Annotated in this window: 16 protein-coding genes; 6 read left to right on the plus strand and 10 right to left on the minus strand. The window is 62.3% G+C overall.

Annotation, left to right across the window (positions count from 1 at the left end):
• Positions 1-72: 72 nt before the first annotated feature.
• On the minus strand, positions 73-1035 hold the full coding sequence (locus AB4Z15_RS00005; protein ID WP_442015472.1) for a heme o synthase: 963 nt from the start codon (positions 1033-1035) through the stop codon (positions 73-75).
• A gap of 431 nt (positions 1036-1466) precedes the next feature.
• On the opposite strand from AB4Z15_RS00005, the gene tkt reads away from it, so the two are divergent.
• Genes tkt through pgl form a run of 6 tightly spaced genes read left to right on the plus strand, consistent with a single transcriptional unit; the run spans position 1467 to position 9691 of the window.
• The gene (gene tkt / locus AB4Z15_RS00010) at positions 1467-3593 is read left to right on the plus strand and encodes a transketolase (RefSeq protein ID WP_442015473.1); all 2127 of its coding nucleotides are present in this window, start codon (positions 1467-1469) and stop codon (positions 3591-3593) included.
• 23 nt (positions 3594-3616) lie between these two features.
• The gene (gene tal, locus AB4Z15_RS00015; protein ID WP_442015474.1) at positions 3617-4735 is read left to right on the plus strand and encodes a transaldolase; all 1119 of its coding nucleotides are present in this window, start codon (positions 3617-3619) and stop codon (positions 4733-4735) included.
• Positions 4736-4741: 6 nt separating this feature from the next.
• Positions 4742-6373 carry a glucose-6-phosphate isomerase gene (locus tag AB4Z15_RS00020; protein ID WP_442015475.1) on the plus strand — a complete coding sequence of 544 codons (1632 nt, stop codon included), beginning with the start codon at positions 4742-4744 and terminating at the stop codon, positions 6371-6373.
• Positions 6374-6388: 15 nt separating this feature from the next.
• Positions 6389-7945: a glucose-6-phosphate dehydrogenase gene (gene zwf, locus AB4Z15_RS00025; RefSeq protein ID WP_442015476.1), complete on the plus strand. Its 1557-nt coding sequence runs from the start codon at positions 6389-6391 to the stop codon at positions 7943-7945.
• The gene (locus AB4Z15_RS00030) at positions 7942-8883 is read left to right on the plus strand and encodes a glucose-6-phosphate dehydrogenase assembly protein OpcA (RefSeq protein WP_442015477.1); all 942 of its coding nucleotides are present in this window, start codon (positions 7942-7944) and stop codon (positions 8881-8883) included. The genes zwf and AB4Z15_RS00030 overlap by 4 nt, the downstream gene beginning before the upstream one ends.
• Positions 8873-9691 carry a 6-phosphogluconolactonase gene (gene pgl, locus AB4Z15_RS00035; protein ID WP_442015478.1) on the plus strand — a complete coding sequence of 273 codons (819 nt, stop codon included), beginning with the start codon at positions 8873-8875 and terminating at the stop codon, positions 9689-9691. The genes AB4Z15_RS00030 and pgl overlap by 11 nt, the downstream gene beginning before the upstream one ends.
• Here pgl and AB4Z15_RS00040 read toward each other — a convergent pair.
• The 9 genes from AB4Z15_RS00040 to rapZ form a co-directional block, all read right to left on the minus strand.
• Positions 9644-10039, minus strand: coding sequence for an RNA polymerase-binding protein RbpA (locus AB4Z15_RS00040; RefSeq protein WP_442005392.1), 396 nt, complete (start codon positions 10037-10039; stop codon positions 9644-9646). The two genes, pgl and AB4Z15_RS00040, sit on opposite strands and share 48 nt — an antisense overlap.
• 165 nt (positions 10040-10204) lie before the next feature.
• A complete protein-coding gene (secG, locus tag AB4Z15_RS00045) occupies positions 10205-10462 on the minus strand; it encodes a preprotein translocase subunit SecG (protein WP_216925786.1) in 258 nt (85 codons plus the stop codon).
• 36 nt (positions 10463-10498) lie between these two features.
• Entirely contained in the window at positions 10499-11314 is an 816-nt protein-coding gene (tpiA, locus tag AB4Z15_RS00050; RefSeq protein WP_442005394.1) for a triose-phosphate isomerase, read from the minus strand.
• A gap of 74 nt (positions 11315-11388) precedes the next feature.
• Positions 11389-12615, minus strand: coding sequence for a phosphoglycerate kinase (locus AB4Z15_RS00055; protein WP_442015479.1), 1227 nt, complete (start codon positions 12613-12615; stop codon positions 11389-11391).
• Between the two features lie 9 nt (positions 12616-12624).
• On the minus strand, positions 12625-13635 hold the full coding sequence (gap, locus tag AB4Z15_RS00060) for a type I glyceraldehyde-3-phosphate dehydrogenase (RefSeq protein WP_431115204.1): 1011 nt from the start codon (positions 13633-13635) through the stop codon (positions 12625-12627).
• A 270-nt stretch (positions 13636-13905) separates the two neighbouring features.
• Positions 13906-14529, minus strand: coding sequence for a superoxide dismutase (locus tag AB4Z15_RS00065; protein WP_223932880.1), 624 nt, complete (start codon positions 14527-14529; stop codon positions 13906-13908).
• A gap of 176 nt (positions 14530-14705) precedes the next feature.
• Positions 14706-15686 carry a DNA-binding protein WhiA gene (gene whiA, locus AB4Z15_RS00070; RefSeq protein WP_018777554.1) on the minus strand — a complete coding sequence of 327 codons (981 nt, stop codon included), beginning with the start codon at positions 15684-15686 and terminating at the stop codon, positions 14706-14708.
• Between the two features lie 13 nt (positions 15687-15699).
• The gene (locus AB4Z15_RS00075) at positions 15700-16716 is read right to left on the minus strand and encodes a gluconeogenesis factor YvcK family protein (protein ID WP_442005396.1); all 1017 of its coding nucleotides are present in this window, start codon (positions 16714-16716) and stop codon (positions 15700-15702) included.
• Positions 16716-17639: an RNase adapter RapZ gene (gene rapZ / locus AB4Z15_RS00080; protein WP_442015480.1), complete on the minus strand. Its 924-nt coding sequence runs from the start codon at positions 17637-17639 to the stop codon at positions 16716-16718. Before rapZ ends, AB4Z15_RS00075 begins: the two co-directional genes overlap by 1 nt.
• Positions 17640-17664: the final 25 nt, after the last annotated feature.

Raw genomic sequence — 17664 nt, forward strand, 5'->3', positions numbered from 1 at the left:
CCGGAACTCAGGTGAGTGCCGGCGTCGCGCCTTCTTTGTCTTGCCTTCTTTTGCGGAAAGCGGTCCCTAAGGTTAGCCGCCGATGATCGGTGATCCGATGAAGGGGTCTACCGCCAGCGCGATGAAGAGTAGCGTCAGGTAGCTGATGGAGCCGTGGAAGACCTTCATGGCCCCCTTGTTGGAGACGTCGCCGCCCTGTGCCCGCTTGTAGAGGGCGTGGCTCTCGTAAAGGAACCAGGCGCCGGCAGCTACAGCCGCAATTGTGTAGACCCAGCCCGCGCGGCCAACGGGAACCATCAGGAGCGAGCAAGCCACCATGGCCCAGGCGTAAAGGACCACCTGGACGGACACAACTTTGGCCCCGGCAATTGCTCCGAGCATAGGCACGTTGGCATTGCGGTAGTCCTCGCCGTAGCGCATGGACAGCGGCCAGTAGTGAGGAGGCGTCCACAGAAAAATGACCATGAACAGCACAATGGAGGGCCACTCAACGGTGTTGGTGACTGCAGCCCAGGCGATCAGCACCGGGAAGCAGCCGGCGGCCCCGCCCCAAACGATATTCTGTGCTGTGCGGCGCTTCAGGATCATGGTGTAGATGACCACGTAGAAAACGATGGCACCCAACCCAAGCCATGCGGACAACGGGTTCGCACCGAACCACAGGATGGCGATTGAAGCGGCGCCGAGAATCCAGGCAAAAACCAAAGCCTCCCGGGGCGAAACTTCACCGGTGACCAGTGGACGCTTCTCTGTGCGGTGCATCAATTTGTCGATGTCGCGGTCGATGTAGCAGTTGAACACTCCGGCGCTGCCTGCCGCGAAGGCACCCCCAACGAGTGTTGCCAGAATGAGCCCAATAGACGGGAACCCGCGCTGGGCAAAGATCATGGTGGGGAGCGTGCTGACCAGGAGCAGCTCGATGACACGGGGCTTGGTGAGAGCCAGATACGCCTTTAACTTACGGGAGATTCCGATGCTTCCCCGGGCCGGGGACGCGTTGAGGGGCGTATCAGTTGTGCTCACGGCGGCAGTCACTCTGTTCTATGCTCTGGGTTTCTCGCAGCGGCTGCCGTCCGGGTTTCCGAGAAGGAACCGCAGGCGCATGAAACCGCTGGTGGCCTTCAGATATCATACCGTGGCCGGAAGTGCGTCCGTGTCCGCAAAAAACGCCAATGTTTCGGAAAGTTCACTTCCCAGGGGCGCCATCGTGATTCATATAAGGGAAATTCTGTCCAGTTAGTGGGATTCCCTGAGTCCCAGGACACGTTTAGGGCTAAGCTGTTGAGCAGATCAGGACACGTTGACACTCCGGGAAACCGTATTCTCGGATAATCCGTGCGTCTGGATGAAGGATCAACGTTTCAATGGTGAACGGCTGGTAGACACATTGCAGCGGGCGCCATCCTGTGCTTCCTGCGTGCCGTGTCCTTCCGCCTGCCGTCAGCACAGAGAGGGGCTCGGTTTTCGTGCCACATTTGGAAGAGCAAGAACTGTCATGGACCGATCTGGACCGGAAGGCGGTTGACACCGTTCGCGTGTTGGCTGCTGACGCCGTGGAGAAGGTTGGAAATGGCCACCCCGGCACGGCTATGAGCTTGGCACCGGCAGCGTACCTGCTGTTCCAGAAGCTGATGCGCCATGACCCGAAGAACCCTGATTGGATTGGGCGTGACCGGTTCGTCCTGTCCCCCGGCCACACGTCACTGACGCTTTACATCCAGCTGTTCCTCTCCGGATACGGCCTGGAACTGAAGGACCTCGAAGCACTGCGTACCTGGGGTTCGCTGACCCCGGGGCACCCCGAGTACAAGCACACCGCGGGTGTGGAGATCACTACCGGCCCGTTGGGCCAGGGCCTGGCTTCGGCTGTCGGCTTCGCTTACTCCCAGCGCCGCCAGCGCGGCCTGTTCGACGCCGATGCTCCCGCCGGCGAGTCGCCGTTTGACCACACGATCTGGGTTATCGCATCCGACGGCGACCTCCAGGAAGGCGTGACGTCCGAGGCGTCCTCGCTGGCCGGCCACCAGGAACTGGGCAACCTCGTGGTGATCTACGACGAGAACCACATTTCCATTGAAGACGATACTGACGTTGCGTTCACGGAAGATGTCCTGAAGCGCTACGAAGCCTACGGCTGGCACACTCAGCGCGTGGACTGGACAAAGACCGGTGACTACGTCGAGGACGTCCAGGAACTCTACTCGGCGCTGCTGGCTGCGAAGGCTGAGACGAACAAGCCGTCCATCATTTCGCTGCGCACCATCATTGGCTACCCGGCCCCGAAGAAGCAGAACACGGGCAAGATCCACGGCTCGGCCCTGGGTGCCGAGGAAGTCGCAGCGCTGAAGACCGTGCTTGGTTTCGATCCCGCGAAGTCCTTCGATGTTGACGAAGAGGTCCTGGCACACGCCCGCAAGGTCCTGGACCGTGGCGCCGAATCCCGCGCTGCCTGGCAGTCCTCGTTCGAGGCCTGGCAGTCCGCCAACCCGGACGCGGCTGCCCTGCTGGAGCGCGTTGAGGCCAAGAAGCTTCCCGTGGGCATCGACGCCGCGCTGCCGGTGTTCGAAGCCGGCAAGGACGTCTCCACCCGTGCAGCATCGGGCAAGGTCCTGAACGCGATCGGCCCGGTCCTCCCCGAGCTGTGGGGCGGTTCCGCCGACCTCGCCGAGTCCAACAACACCACCATTGAAGGCTCGCCGTCGTTTATCCCCACCTCGCGCTCCACCGATGCGTGGAAGGGCAACCCGTACGGACGCGTGCTGCACTTCGGTATCCGTGAGCACGCAGCTGCGTCGATCGTGAACGGCATTTCCCTGCATGGACGCACCCGTGCGTTCTCGGGCACGTTCCTGATCTTCTCGGATTACCAGCGTCCGGCCATCCGCCTCGGCGCATTGATGGGTGTCCCGTCCTTGTACGTGTGGACGCACGACTCCATCGGCTTGGGCGAAGACGGTCCTACCCACCAGCCCGTGGAGCAACTCGCTTCGCTGCGTGCCATCCCGGGCCTGGACGTGGTCCGCCCCGGTGACGCGAACGAGGTCTCGGCAGCGTGGAAGGCCATGCTCGAGAACCACGAGAACCCAGCCGGCATCGTGCTGACCCGCCAGAACATCCCCACCTACGCCCGCGGCGAAGGCACAGCAGAAGGTGACACCTTCGGTTCCACCGCTGGTGTGGCCAAGGGCGGTTACGTCCTGGCTGAGGCTTCCAAGGACGGCGAAACCGTTGACGCCCAGGTCATCCTGATCGGCACCGGCTCCGAGGTCCAGCTCGCCGTCGCAGCCCGCGAAGCACTCCAGGCCGAAGGCATCGCCACCCGCGTTGTTTCCATGCCGTGCGTGGAATGGTTCAACAAGCAGGACGAGGCCTACCGTGAGTCCGTGCTCCCGGCCGATGTGAAGGCACGCGTTTCCGTCGAAGCCGGCCTTGCGCTGGGATGGCGCGAATTCGTCGGTGACGCCGGACGTATGGTCTCCCTTGAACACTTCGGTGCCTCGGCAGACTACAAGCGGTTGTTCCAGGAATTCGGCATTACTGCCGAAGCTGTTGCCGCCGCTGCTAAAGACTCCCTCGCAGGCCTGAGCGCCTGATACCTCTATCAAGGAGAAAACAAATGACCAGCACCCCCACGCAGCAACTCTCCGACGCCGGCGTTTCCATCTGGCTCGATGACCTTTCCCGCAACCGCCTTGAAACGGGCACGCTGCAGAAGCTCATCGACGAAAAGAACGTAGTCGGTGTCACCACCAACCCGTCCATCTTCCACGCCGCCATCACCACCGGCACGGACTATGACGGCACGATCGCCGCGCAGGCCGCGGCCGGTGCCAGCGTCGAAGAGACCATCTTCGAGATCACCACCACCGACGTCGCCGACGCCTGCGATCTGTTCGCACCGGTCGCCGCCGCCACCAATGGCGTGGACGGCCGCGTGTCCATCGAGGTGGATCCCCGCCTTGCCTGGGACACCCAGGCCACGATTGCGGAGGCCAAGCACCTGTACGGCAAGGTCAACAAGGACAACGTCCACATCAAGATCCCGGCGACCCTCGAAGGCCTGGAAGCCATCACGGCAACATTGGCCGAGGGCATCAGCGTCAACGTGACCCTGATCTTCTCCCTGGAGCGCTACCGCGCCGTCATCAACGCCTTCCAGTCCGGCCTGGAGCAGGCCAAGGACAACGGCCACGACCTCTCCAAGATCCACTCCGTGGCATCCTTCTTCGTTTCCCGCGTGGACAGCGAGATCGACAAGCGCCTTGACGCCATCGGCACCGACGAAGCCAAGGCCCTCAAGGGCAAGGCGGGCGTCGCCAACGCACGCCTCGCCTACCAGGTCTACGAAGAGCTGTTCTCCACCGAACGTTGGACCTTGCTCGCCGAAGCCGGCGCCCTCCCCCAGCGTCCGCTGTGGGCCTCCACCGGAGTCAAGGACCCGGCCTACCCGGACACCTTGTACGTCACCGAACTCGTCGCCCCTGGCGTGGTCAACACCATGCCGGAAAAGACACTCGACGCAACGTTCGATCACGGCGTAGTCACCGGTGATACCATCACGGGCACCTACGCAGAAGCGAACCAGACCCTCGACGCACTCGAAGCACTTGGCGTCTCATACAACGACGTCGTAGCTGTGCTTGAGACCGAAGGCCTCGAGAAGTTCGTGGCCAGCTGGAAGGAACTCCTGGCCGACGTTGAAGGCGCCCTCGCCACTGCACGGAAGGCTTCTTAACCAACCATGAGCACAATCAGCTACGACGCCAGCGGTGCCGCGCAGCAGGCCATCGCCCAGAACATCTCCAGCCTGGTAGAGGACAAGGTCGCCACGAGGATTTTCGCCAAAGACCACACATTGTGGGGTCCTGAAGCGGAGTCCGAGTCGGCCATCCGTCTGGGCTGGGTTGAGGCTGCCGCCGTATCGCAACCTTTGGTGGAGAGCATTCTCGAACTTCGCGATGCTCTCCGCGCCGAGGGCGTCTCCCGTATTGTCCTCTGTGGCATGGGTGGCTCCTCCTTGGCTCCTGAGGTCATCGCCGGCACCGCCGGCGTCGAGCTGACTGTGCTGGACAGCACAGATCCCGAGCAGGTCAGTGCTGCTTTGACGGACGGGCTGGCGGCGACCGCAATTGTGGTCTCCTCCAAGTCCGGTTCAACCGTTGAGACCGATTCCCAGCGCAGGGTGTTCGAGAAAACGTTCAACGACGCCGGTATCGACGCCAAGAGTCGGATCATCATCGTGACGGATCCGGGGTCGCCGCTGGACAAGGCCTCCCGCGAGGCCGGCTACCGTGCAGTGTTCAACGCCGATCCGAACGTCGGCGGCCGCTTCTCTGCACTCACGGCGTTCGGGCTTGTCCCGTGTGGCCTGGCTGGCGTGGACATCCAGGCTTTCCTGGACGAAGCTGAGGAGGCTGCCGAGATCCTCAATGAGGATTCGGAGGACAACATTGGCCTCGCTTTGGGTATTGCCCTGGGCGGTACCAATCCTCTGCGCAACAAGATCGTCATTGCCGAGGACGGTTCCGGCATTGTGGGCTTCGCTGACTGGGCCGAGCAGCTGATCGCGGAGTCGACGGGCAAGCTTGGCACGGGTGTGCTGCCTGTTGTCGCGGGCCCCGATTCCCCGGAAGCTCTTGGCGGCGCCGAGGATGTCCTGGTGGTCCGACTGGTCAGTGCGGACGCCGACGTCGAACTTCGTGAAAACGAAGTTGCGATCGCAGGCGGCTTGGCTTCCCAGATGTTCCTTTGGGAATTCGCGACCGCAGTTGCAGGACGTCTGCTGGGCATCAACCCGTTTGACCAGCCCGATGTCGAGGCTGCCAAGGTGGCCGCGCGCGGCTTGCTGGATGCCCGCCCTGAGCCAACTCCGGCCGCGTTCACCGACGGCGTCGTGGAGGTTCGCGGCGGCGATTGGCTCGGTAGTGCTGCCACCGCAGCCGAAGCCGTGCAGGCACTTCTGGCCCAGCTTGGTCCTGACGGTTACCTCAGTGTCCAGGCTTACCTGGACCGCATCTCCCATGCGCCCCTGGAAGGTATCCGTGACGAACTCGCCGCTGTCTCCGGCCGTCCGGTGACGTTCGGATGGGGCCCGCGGTTCCTGCATTCCACGGGTCAGTTCCACAAGGGCGGTCCGGCTATTGGTGTGTTCCTTCAGATCACGGCGGCCTCGTCTTTGGATCTGGAAATCCCTGACCGCCCCTTCACTTTCGGGGAGCTCATTGCTGCACAGGCCTCGGGCGACGCCCAGGTCCTGGAAGGCCATGGCCGTCCCGTGTTGCGCCTGCACCTCACCGAGCGTGCGGCCGGCGTAGCCCAGCTCCAGGAAGTCGTCGCTGCACTGGCCGGCCAGGCCAGCGCACTCGAAAGCTAAGGCACAAAACCAAACATGCCAGAAACTGAAAACGGCAGGAAGAACGCCGGCCTGCGGAATCCCTTGCGGGATCCGCGGGACCGGCGCCTGAACCGCATCGCCGGGCCGTCGTCGTTGGTGTTCTTCGGAGTCACCGGCGACCTCGCCCGTAAGAAACTCATGCCTGCGGTCTATGACCTCGCCAACCGCGGCCTGCTTCCGCCAAGCTTTGCCTTGGTTGGGTTCGGACGACGTGAGTGGGACAACGCCGACTTCGCGGCGGAGGTGAAAGAGAACGTCAAGGCCCATGCACGGACCAAGTTTGACGAAGCCGTCTGGGAACAGTTGGCTTCAGGCATCCGCTTCGTTCAGGGCGAATTCGACGACGACGACGCCTTTGAGCGCCTCGGCGACGTGCTGGAGGAGCTGGACGAGACCCGCGGAACGCGTGGCAACCATGGCTTCTACCTCTCCATCCCGCCCAAGGCGTTCGAGCAGGTTTGTCGCCAGCTCTCCAAGCATGGCCTGGCTCAGGCGAAGCCCGGCCAGTGGCGGCGTGTGGTCATCGAAAAGCCGTTCGGTCACGACCTCGAGTCAGCCCGTCAGCTCAATGACATTGTCGAGTCAGTGTTCCCGCCGGATGCCGTGTTCAGGATCGATCATTACCTGGGCAAGGAAACGGTCCAGAACATTCTGGCGCTGCGCTTCGCGAACCAGTTGTTCGAACCGCTCTGGAACGCCAACTATGTTGACCACGTCCAGATCACCATGGCTGAGGACATCGGCACCGGTGGCCGTGCAGGATATTACGATGGCGTGGGCGCGGCCCGCGACGTCATCCAGAACCACCTGCTGCAGCTCCTGGCCTTGACGGCGATGGAAGAGCCTATCTCCTTCAACGCGGATGACCTGCGTGCTGAGAAGGAAAAGGTCCTCGCGGCCGTTAAGCTGCCCGATGATTTGTCCACGCATTCTGCCAGGGGACAATTTACCGGTGGTTGGCAGGGCGGCGAAGAGGTACTGGGGTACTTGGATGAGGACGGTATTCCGGCTGATTCCAAGACCGAAACGTATGCTGCGATCCGCGTGGACATCAACACCCGACGCTGGAACGGTGTCCCGTTCTACCTTCGCGCCGGCAAGCGTCTTGGCCGTCGAGTGACCGAGATCGCGGTCGTCTTTAAGCGTGCACCCAACCTGCTGTTCCGGGACCACAACGACGACGACTTCGGCCAGAACGCCGTGGTGATCCGTGTTCAGCCTGACGAGGGCGCCACAATCCGATTTGGTTCCAAGGTCCCGGGCACGCAAATGGAGGTCCGCGACGTCACGATGGACTTCGGCTACGGCCACTCGTTTACGGAGTCCAGCCCGGAAGCCTACGAACGACTCATCCTGGACGTACTCCTGGGCGAACCGCCGCTCTTCCCGCGCCACCAGGAAGTTGAGCTGTCCTGGAAGATCCTGGACCCGTTCGAAGAGTACTGGGCGGGCCTGGAAGAACAACCGCAACCGTACGCACCCGGTAGCTGGGGACCGGCTTCAGCCGATGAACTCCTTGCCCGTGATGGACGAACCTGGAGAAGGCCATGATCGTAGATCTTCCCGACACAACCACCTCCAAGATCTCCAAGAAGATCATGTCGCTAAGGGAACAAGGCGGCGTGATCGCCCTGGGCCGTGTGCTGACCTTGGTGGTTGTCACGAAGTCCGGGCAGGAAGAAGACGCCATCGAGGCGGCCAACGAGGCCAGCCGCGAACACCCCTGCCGCATCATCGTGCTTGCCGATGCCGGGGTTGAGGCACCGGACCGCCTTGACGCGCAGATCCGCGTTGGCGGGGATGCCGGTGCTTCCGAAGTTATCGTCCTGCGAGGGTTTGGACACATGGCCCACGAAAGTGAGTCCTTGGTGGCGGGCCTGCTGCTTCCGGACGCACCGATCGTGGCCTGGTGGCCTCACGGCGCACCGGAAAGCGCCTGCGAGACGTCCATCGGTCGTATTGCCCACCGGCGCATCACGGACTCCGCGAACGAGCCTGACCCCGCCCAGGCGCTGGAGAACATTCGCCGGACCTACAAGGCAGGCGACACAGACCTCGCATGGACCCGCCTGACGAACTGGCGCATGCAGCTCGCAGCCGTGTTCGATCAAGTGGACAACGACCCCGTCTCCGCCGTAGCCGTTGAAGGTGCTTCTGACTCCCCTAGCACCCTGCTCCTCGCAGCCTGGTTGGGCCTTGCCCTGCAGGCGCCCGTGACGATCGTTGCCGATCCGGCGGGTACGGGCATCCGCCGCGTCCGCATGACGCGTGCCAGCGGTGACGTTCAGCTTTTCCGCCCCGGATTGTCCGTGGCCGAGCTGACGCAGCCCGGCCAGCCTGCCCAGCGCATCACCCTCCCCCGACGCAGCCTGAAAGATTGCCTTGCCGAAGAACTTCGCCGGCTGGACCCGGACGAAGTTTTCGGAGAAGTGATTACGATGGGACTGCCATTAACCAGTCAGAGGAGAGTCCAGACCAGTGCACGCTGAGCCCAGAGTAAGCATCCACCCCGATTCCAAGGTGCTCATGGCGGCCATTGCGGCCCGCCTGATCACCAAGCTCGTGGATGTCCAGGACAAGCACGGTGAGGCCACGGTGGTCCTGACAGGAGGCACTGTCGGGATTGGCACCCTGAAGGCGGTGGCGGATTCTGCTGCGGCACCAGCTGTCGATTGGTCTAAGGTGAACTTCTGGTGGGGTGATGAACGGTTTGTGGCCGCGGACAGCGATGATCGCAATACCCGCCAGGCACACCAGGCCCTGCTCGCGCACCTTCCTGTTGATGCTGCCCGCGTCCATGAGCCGGGTTCATCGGACGAGTTCGCATCGGCTGATGACGCTGCGGCTGACTATGCCGACAGGCTGAAGGCAGCAGCAGAGGCAGAGCATGCCGCTGACATGTCCGATACCCGTCCGGAGGAGCCCGGTGTCTTGCCGCGCTTCGACGTACTGCTACTCGGTGTTGGTCCAGACGCCCACGTCGCTTCCCTTTTCCCGGAGCAGGCAGCCATCAGGGAGAAGAGCCGTACGGTGGTGGGTGTCGAAAACTCACCCAAGCCGCCGCCGTCGCGCATTTCCCTCACTTTGCCGGCCATCAACACGGCCCAGGAAATCTGGATGGTGGTAGCGGGCGAGGACAAGGCCGGTGCCGTGGGCCTTGCCCTGGCAGGCGCCAACCCTGTTCAGGTCCCCGCAGCAGGCCCCGTTGGGCGCTCCAGGACCCTTTGGCTCATCGACGAGAATGCAGCGTCACGTGTCCCCCAGCAGTTGGTCCGGAAGGACCCCGCGGGCGCGTAACCGCTCCAACGCTCCAGCCAGGACGATTTCGGCGTCCTGGCTGGAGCGTCTTTCTTTAACGTAATCCAAGTGGGACTTGAAGAGGTCGTCTTCCGGCCGGGTTTCCGCAACCTGGCCGGGGTCCCTCGATGCAAGGAGGCCACACTTTGGGCAGTCCCAGTTCTTCGGTATTTGTTCGTCCGGCAGTTTAAGGAAAACAAGCCGCGTCTCGTGTCCCTTGGCGCACCAATACGGGACACGAATACGCGGCAGTTGTTCTCCATCGCCGTGGTCGCTTTGATGTCGCGGAGCAGATCCCAGTGCTACACCAACGCGGGTGCCCCGGTAACCAGGCGTGCCATGAACCATTTTCGAACCCCTAGCGACTCGGTGGTTGGCCGTCACGGCCCGTAGGCCTTACGGCCAACAGGCCCAGTCTAATGCGAGGGGTACGACGGCGGCACTGGTGTTTGGTGCCGAATGATTCAGAAGTGCTGGGAAGGCTCCCTTGCAGGAGCCTTCCTACGCAAACTTTTAGGAATCGCCGCCCGATGTGAAGCGCATGATCAGACCCAGGCCGATGATGACGACTCCCCAGGTGACACCAAGAATGATGGTGAAGCGGTTCAGGTTCCGCTCAGCAACGCCGGAAGAGCTCAATCCGGAGCTCATTCCCCCACCGAACATGTCGGACAAACCGCCTCCACGTCCCTTGTGGAGAAGAATGAGCAGCGTCAGCAGAAGGCTGGTTACGCCCAGCAGGATCTGCAGAATGACATGAAGAACGTCCACGACGGCCTTTCGAAGAAGCGGAAAACGGGAGCCGGACTAGTCCGTGACGAGGTGGCTCTCGAACCTGACAATGTTAGCAAACTCAGCTGGGTCCAAACTGGCGCCACCCACAAGCAGGCCGTCAACATCGTTTTCTGCCATGATGGCGGCGGCGTTGTTAGCCTTGACAGAGCCTCCGTACAGAAGGCGCGTCTTTTCAGCTACGCCCTCGTCGAAGAGCTTGGCAAGTTCGACGCGGATGGCAGCACACATTTCCTGTGCGTCTTCCGGGCCTGCAACTTCGCCGGTTCCGATAGCCCACACGGGCTCATAGGCGACCACAAGCTCAGCGGCCTGTTCCGGTGTGAGGCCTTCGACACCGGCGCGCAGCTGGGCCAGCGTGTGCTCCACGTGTGTTCCTGCCTGACGGATTTCGAGGCCTTCACCGACGCAAAGGACTGGGGTGACTCCGTGGCGGAACGCGGCTTTGACCTTTGCGTTCAGGACGTCGTCGGACTCGTTGTGGATGGTGCGGCGTTCACTGTGCCCCACCAGGACATAGGCGCAGCCCAGCTTGCTGAGGAACTGGCCGGAGATGTCACCGGTATAGGCGCCGGAGTCGAACTGGGACAGATCCTGGCCGCCGTAAACGACGTCAAGTTCGTCGCCCTGTACGAGCGTCTGCACGCCCCGGAGATCAGTGAACGGAGGGAAGACGGCAACCTCTACACGGTTGTAGTCATGCTTGGCGTCCGAGAGGGTCCAAGCGAGCTTCTGAAGCAAGGTGATGCCCTGGACGTGGTCCATGTTCATCTTCCAGTTGCCTGCGATGAAGGGCTTTCGGACAAAGTTGCCGTTGGCAGAGGTAGTCACATGAACTCCAAGAATGCGTTGATAAATGGAACAGCCGGCAGGACGCGTGGGCGTCCTGCCGGCCGGATTGCTGTTTAGCGGTCCAGGACGCTGAGGCCCGGAAGTTCCTTGCCTTCAAGATATTCCAAGCTGGCCCCGCCACCGGTGGAGATGTGGCCAAACTGCGAATCCTCGAAGCCGAGGGTCCTTACTGCTGCGGCTGAGTCGCCGCCACCGACCACCGTGAAGGCCACAGTGTCAGTCAGGGCCTGCGCGATGGCCCGCGTGCCGCTGGAGAATGCCTCGAATTCGAAGACGCCCATGGGGCCATTCCAGAACACGGTCTTGGCCCCTTCGATCTGCGCCGCAAAAGCAGACGCGGATTCGGGCCCGATGTCCAGTCCAATGCCGGAGGCACCAAAGGAGCTTTCCTCAATGGCATCCGCGCGGACAACTTCGTGCTCGGCGTCCGCCGCGAAACGGCTCGCAACCACGACGTCCGTGGGAATCACGAACGACGTACCGGCGTCAGCCGCACGCTTGAGGTAGTCCTGCACTACAGGAATCTGGTCTTCTTCCAGGAGGCTGCCAGCTACCTTATGGCCTTCGGCGGCCAGGAAGGTGAACAGCATGCCGCCACCAACCAGGATGGTATCTGCCTTGCCAAGGAGGTTGTCGATGACTGCCAGCTTGTCCGAGACTTTGGAACCGCCCAGGACAACGACGTAAGGCCGCTGGGTGTCTGCGGTGAGCTTCCGGAGGACTTCCACCTCGGTGTGCACCAGGTCGCCGAGGTAAGACGGCAGCCGCGTTGCGACGTCGTAGACGCTGGCGTGCTTGCGGTGGACTGCGCCGAAGGCATCGTCCACGAACGCGCCGTTGTCACCCGTGAGGGCAACCAGCTCGTCAGCGAATGCGCCACGCTCGGCGTCGTTCTTGCTGGTCTCGCGGGAGTCGAAACGCACGTTTTCCAAGATGAGTACTTCGCCATCCTGCAATGCAGCTGCCAGCTCCTTGGCGGAGTCGCCAACGGTATCAGCAGCCAATTGGACGTTGAAGTCCGCAAGTTCCGCAAGGCGGGTCGCTGCGGGCTTCAAAGAGTACTTTTCCTCAGGGGCGCCCTTGGGGCGGCCGAGGTGGGCGGTTACGAGCACACGGGCACCGGCGTCCGAGAGCTTCTTAAGGACCGGGAGGGAGGCCTTGATGCGGCCGTCGTCGGTCACTGTAGAGCCGTCGAGCGGCACATTAAGGTCACTTCTGACCAGAATGTACCGCCCGCGGACACCTTCAGCGATGAGTTCGTTGAGGGTGTGAGATGTCATGTGTCTACCCTAGCCCAGCTTGGATGCGACGAGCTCCGTGAGGTCGACGAGGCGGTTGGAGTAGCCCCACTCGTTGTCATACCAGGAAACAACCTTGACCTGGTTGCCGATGACCTTGGTCAGACCGGAGTCGAAGATCGAGGAAGCGGGGTCGCCAACAATATCCGAGGACACGATGGGAGCATCCGTGTAGCTAAGGATCCCGGCGAACTGATCGGACTCCGCGGCAGCCTTGACTGCGGCGTTGACTTCCTGGACCGTAACTTCGCGGGAAACAGTGACCGTGAGGTCCGTGGCGGAACCGGTGGGGACGGGAACGCGGATGGCGTAGCCATCGAGCTTGCCCTTGAGCTCCGGCAGGACCAGGCCGATGGCCTTGGCGGCGCCAGTGGAGGTGGGAACCATGTTGATGGCGGCAGCGCGGGCACGGCGGAGGTCGCCGTGGGGGCCGTCCTGCAGGTTCTGGTCAGCCGTGTAGGCGTGAACCGTGGTCATCAGGCCACGCTCGATACCGAAGGCGTCGTTGACTACCTTGGCCAGCGGGCCAAGGCAGTTGGTGGTGCAGGATGCGTTGGAAATGATGTGGTGCGCCGCGGGATCGTAGAGCTCGTGGTTCACGCCCATGACGATGGTGATGTCTTCGTCGCTGGCAGGTGCCGAGATGAGGACCTTCTTGGCGCCGGCGTCGATGTGCTTCTGTGCAGCTGCTGCCTTGGTGAAGAAACCGGTGGACTCGATGACGATGTCGACACCGAGCTCGCCCCAGGGAAGGTTGGCGGGATCGCGTTCGGCAAGGACGGTGATGGACTGGCCATTAACAATCAGGTTGCCCTCTTTGACTTCCACGGACTGGGTCAGACGGCCACCGACGGAGTCGTACTTCAGGAGGTGGGCGAGGGTCTCGGGGCTGGTGAGGTCGTTGACTGCGACGATCTCAAGGTCTGCGCCCTGGGCCAGTGCTGCGCGGAAGTAGTTACGGCCGATGCGGCCGAAGCCGTTGATACCAATACGGGTGGTCACTGTGTGTCAATCTCCTTGGTGCTCTTGCAAGCACGCCTAGTGAGTCGGATTTTTATTTCCAACTAACAGACCCCGCACGTCATTGGGCAGAGGTGATTATCAGATCGGAGGGCGACCAGCCACGTTGCTGAAGGCTAACCGCCTTCCGTGACCCATCTTACGTTTAACTAAGCCTGCCCCCGCAACTGCGGGGGCAGGCTTTCCAGTATTTGGTCCCATTTCACTGTTAATGTGACTTTTGTTACATGAACGTGAACCGGGGCTCACCAACTACAGAACGATGAGGCCCGTAGCGTTGGCGCGGGCTGCTTCGAAGCGCTTGGCGACGTCTGCCCAGTTGGCGATGTTCCAGAATGCCTTGACGTAGTCAGCCTTGACGTTGACGTAGTCCAGGTAGAAGGCGTGCTCCCACATGTCCAGCATGAGCAGCGGAGTGGTGCCAACGGCGACGTTGCCCTGCTGATCGTAGAGCTGCTCGATGACCAGGTTGCCACCGATGGGCTCGTAAGCCAGGAAGGCCCAGCCGGAACCCTGCAGGCCGAGTGCGGCAGCGGTGAACTGGGCACGGAAAGCGTCAAATGAACCAAAGGCATCCTCGATGGCTGCTGCGAGTTCGCCTTCAGGCTTGTCGCCGCCGTCCGGGGAGATGTTGTTCCAGAACACGGAGTGGTTGATGTGGCCGCCGGTGTGGAACGCGAGGTCCTTGGAGAGGCGGTTGATGTTGGCGAAGTCACCCGTTTCACGGGCTTCAGCAAGCTGCTTGAGGGCGTTGTTGGCGCCTGCAACGTACGCAGCGTGGTGCTTGCTGTGATGCAGCTCCATGATCTTCGCCGAAATGTGCGGCTCAAGAGCTGCGTAGTCGTAGCCGAGCTCGGGCAGAACGTACTCTGTCACGAAATCCTCCAATGTAATGGACCGAAGTCCGGTTTGGTAACTCTCGTTGTGTTCATCCGGCCGGCAGGCCAGCCGGAAATCCTTGGGGAAGAAGCCCTGCTCCTGCCGCCACCGGCAACAACCCGCTGCGGCCTCACAGTATTTCCTCCACACGATCTCGATTCTATGGGCGGGACCTACTCGTCCATCATTTCCGGAGTCACATTTGCTTCCGTACCGGGAATTCCGAGATCCAGTGCGCGTTTGTCAGCCATCGCGAGCAAGCGGCGTATACGGCCCGCAATGGCGTCCTTGGTCATGGGGGGATCGGCAAGGCGGCCCAGCTCGTCCAGGCTTGCCTGCTTGTGGGCGACCCTGAGCTCCCCCGCATACTTCAGGTGATCCGGAACGTCATCGCCCAGAATTTCAAGCGCGCGGTCCACCCTGGCACCGGCCGCCACGGCAGCCTGCGCCGAACGGCGAAGGTTGGCGTCATCAAAGTTGGCCAGCCTGTTGGCAGTGGCCCGGACTTCCTTGCGCATGCGCCGCTCCTCCCAGACCATCAAGGCGTCATGTGCGCCCATTCGGGTAAGGAGCGCGGCGATCGTGTCGCCGTCGCGGATAACCACGCGGTCGACGCCGCGGACCTCGCGGGCCTTGGCCTGTATGCCCAGCCGCCGTGCAGCACCCACGAGTGCCAGTGCGGACTCCGGCCCGGGACAGGTTACCTCCAAGGACGAGGAACGTCCGGGTTCGGTGAGGGATCCATGGGCCAGGAAAGCTCCGCGCCAGACGGCTTCCGCATCGGCCGCAGAGCCATTGACAACTACAGAAGGCAGTCCGCGTACCGGACGGCCGCGACCATCCAGGAGTCCTGTTTGGCGTGCCAGGGCTTCGCCGTCGCGGACAACACGGACCACGTAGCGGCTGCCCCGGCGCAGGCCGCCGCCTGAGACCACGATGATCTCGCTCTGGTGTCCGTAAACCTCGGCAATCGCGGCGCGCAGACGCCGGGCAGTCGAGGCCAGGTCCACCTCAGCTTCGATGACGATTCGTCCCGAAATAATATGCAAGCCGCCAGCAAAGCGGAGCATGGCCGAAACCTCAGCTTTTCGGACTGAAGATTTCTTGATGTCCAGCCGGGACAGTTCGTCCTTGACCGACGCGGTAAGTGCCATCGCGTGTGTATTCCTAACTGTTCCCGAAAATATCGTGGTACGCCGCCGCCAAGAGCAGTGGATCGTGGACGGGGCGGCGCCTCGAAGCCCCTACTCTACCCAACACCACTTCCGCACCGATCATCCCCGCTGCTTTCTCAAAGGCCTTCAGGTCCTGGATCGCGGAGGGATCGGCGAGCACGACGTCGACGCTGAACTCCGGTGCGTAGCGTCGAAGGACATCCAAGTGGTCGGCCGCCGTCATGCCGGACGTTTCCTTGGTTTCGACATCAAGATTCATGGTGAGGCAGCGTTTGGCTGCAGTATCGCCCAAGGCTTGCCGAAGCTCCGGGAGCAACAAATGGGGCAATACCGATGTGTACCAGGACCCTGGTCCGAGAATGACCCAATCGGCGAGCTCGATCGCGGTGAGCGCCTCAGTGCAGGCTCGGGCGTCCTCGGGCAGCAGCCGCACTTCCTCCAGTTTTCCAGCAACCGCGCATTTCGCCTGGCCGCTGACCGTCTGCAGTTCGTGTCCCCCGCCGGGCAGTTCCACCCGGGCTTGGCCCTCGATGGTCAAAGGAACACTGGACATCGGCAGCACCTGGCCTCGCGCGCCCAGCAACGCCCCGGCCCATTTGAGGCCGGCCACGGTATCCCCCAGCAGCTCCCAGAGGGTGACGATAAGCAGGTTGCCCATCGCGTGGTGGTCCAGCGAACCGCCCTTGGCGGTTCCCGCAGCGAAGCGGTGCTGCATGACGTCCCGCCATGTGCGCCCCCAGTCGGTGTCATCGCACAGCGCGCTCAGTGCCATCCGCAAGTCGCCTGGCGGCAGGACTCCATACTCGTCCCGTAGACGCCCGGAGGAGCCGCCGTCGTCAGCTACCGTGACGATTGCCGTCAGTTCTGACGTCAACAGACGAAGCGCGGAGAGCGAGGCCGCCAATCCGTGTCCGCCGCCGAGGGCCACCACGGAAGGACTCTTGTTTTGTTGGCTGCCCGGAACGCCCTTGGGCGGGATGAGGGGCAACGGACCTGTGAGGACTCCCATTACTCACGCCCCAGGTCGCGGTGCGTGGTTGTGACGGTAACGCGCGGATATTGCGCGAGGCGTTTGGAGAGCTCGACGGCGACTGCCACCGAACGGTGCTTGCCACCTGTGCATCCCACAGCAAGGGTGGCGTAATGCTTGTTCTCCTGGCGGTAGCCGTCCAGGACCGGTTCCAGGGCCTTGACGTAACGGTCCACGAACTCCTGGACCCCATCAGCGGTTAGCACGTAGTCGCTGACGTCCTCATCCAAGCCTGTGTGGGGACGAAGTTGCGGAACCCAGTGCGGGTTGGGAATGAAACGGGCGTCGGCCACGAAGTTGGCGTCTACAGGCAAGCCGTACTTGAATCCAAAACTCATGACGTTCAGCCGGAGCGTCACAGGTCCGGTATCGCTGAAGAGTTCAGTGATCGCCGTTGCAAGGCCGTGAACGTTGAAGTCACTGGTGTCCAAAACGACGTCGGCATGCTCGCGGAGTTCGCGCAGGACCTCACGCTCTATGCCGATTCCGTCAAGGATCCGTCCACCGCCCTGCAGCGGATGCGGGCGCCGGCCTTGTTCGAACCGGCGGACCAGGACTTCATCGCTGGCATCGAGGAACAGTACCCGGAACGTGATGCCAGTGGCGCTCAAGGCGCCCAGAGCGGTCTGGATGTCAGTAAAGAGGTCCTTGCTTCGGACATCCACCACTACGGCCAGCTTGGGGATGGATTTGGGCGCGTGAGAGACGATTTCCGCCAAGGTGCCAAGCATCTGGGGAGGAAGGTTGTCTACAACGTACCAACCGTGGTCCTCCAAGGCGTCCGAAGCGGTACTGCGTCCCGCCCCCGACATGCCGGTAACCACCAGCAGTTCCGCCTCCGCCGGCTTGACGGGCGTTAGTCCGTCCTGCTCCGCGCCGGCTCCTGCCGTTGCCTCATCCATCAGTGGTCCCCGTTTCCTTGGAAGT

The sequence above is a fragment of the Paenarthrobacter sp. 2TAF44 genome (assembly GCF_052114885.1).
GTDB lineage: Bacteria > Actinomycetota > Actinomycetes > Actinomycetales > Micrococcaceae > Arthrobacter.

Excerpts from the sequence above, each read along its gene's own strand:
- AB4Z15_RS00075 (WP_442005396.1), bottom strand. The coding sequence starts at position 16,716 with ATGGGAGTCCTCACAGGTCCGTTGCCCCTCATCCCGCCCAAGGGCGTT.
- rapZ (WP_442015480.1), bottom strand. The coding sequence starts at position 17,639 with ATGGATGAGGCAACGGCAGGAGCCGGCGCGGAGCAGGACGGACTAACG.
- zwf (WP_442015476.1), top strand. The coding sequence starts at position 6,389 with ATGCCAGAAACTGAAAACGGCAGGAAGAACGCCGGCCTGCGGAATCCC.
- whiA (WP_018777554.1), bottom strand. The coding sequence starts at position 15,686 with ATGGCACTTACCGCGTCGGTCAAGGACGAACTGTCCCGGCTGGACATC.
- AB4Z15_RS00030 (WP_442015477.1), top strand. The coding sequence starts at position 7,942 with ATGATCGTAGATCTTCCCGACACAACCACCTCCAAGATCTCCAAGAAG.
- tal (WP_442015474.1), top strand. The coding sequence starts at position 3,617 with ATGACCAGCACCCCCACGCAGCAACTCTCCGACGCCGGCGTTTCCATC.
- AB4Z15_RS00055 (WP_442015479.1), bottom strand. The coding sequence starts at position 12,615 with ATGACATCTCACACCCTCAACGAACTCATCGCTGAAGGTGTCCGCGGG.
- AB4Z15_RS00040 (WP_442005392.1), bottom strand. The coding sequence starts at position 10,039 with ATGGTTCATGGCACGCCTGGTTACCGGGGCACCCGCGTTGGTGTAGCA.
- AB4Z15_RS00020 (WP_442015475.1), top strand. The coding sequence starts at position 4,742 with ATGAGCACAATCAGCTACGACGCCAGCGGTGCCGCGCAGCAGGCCATC.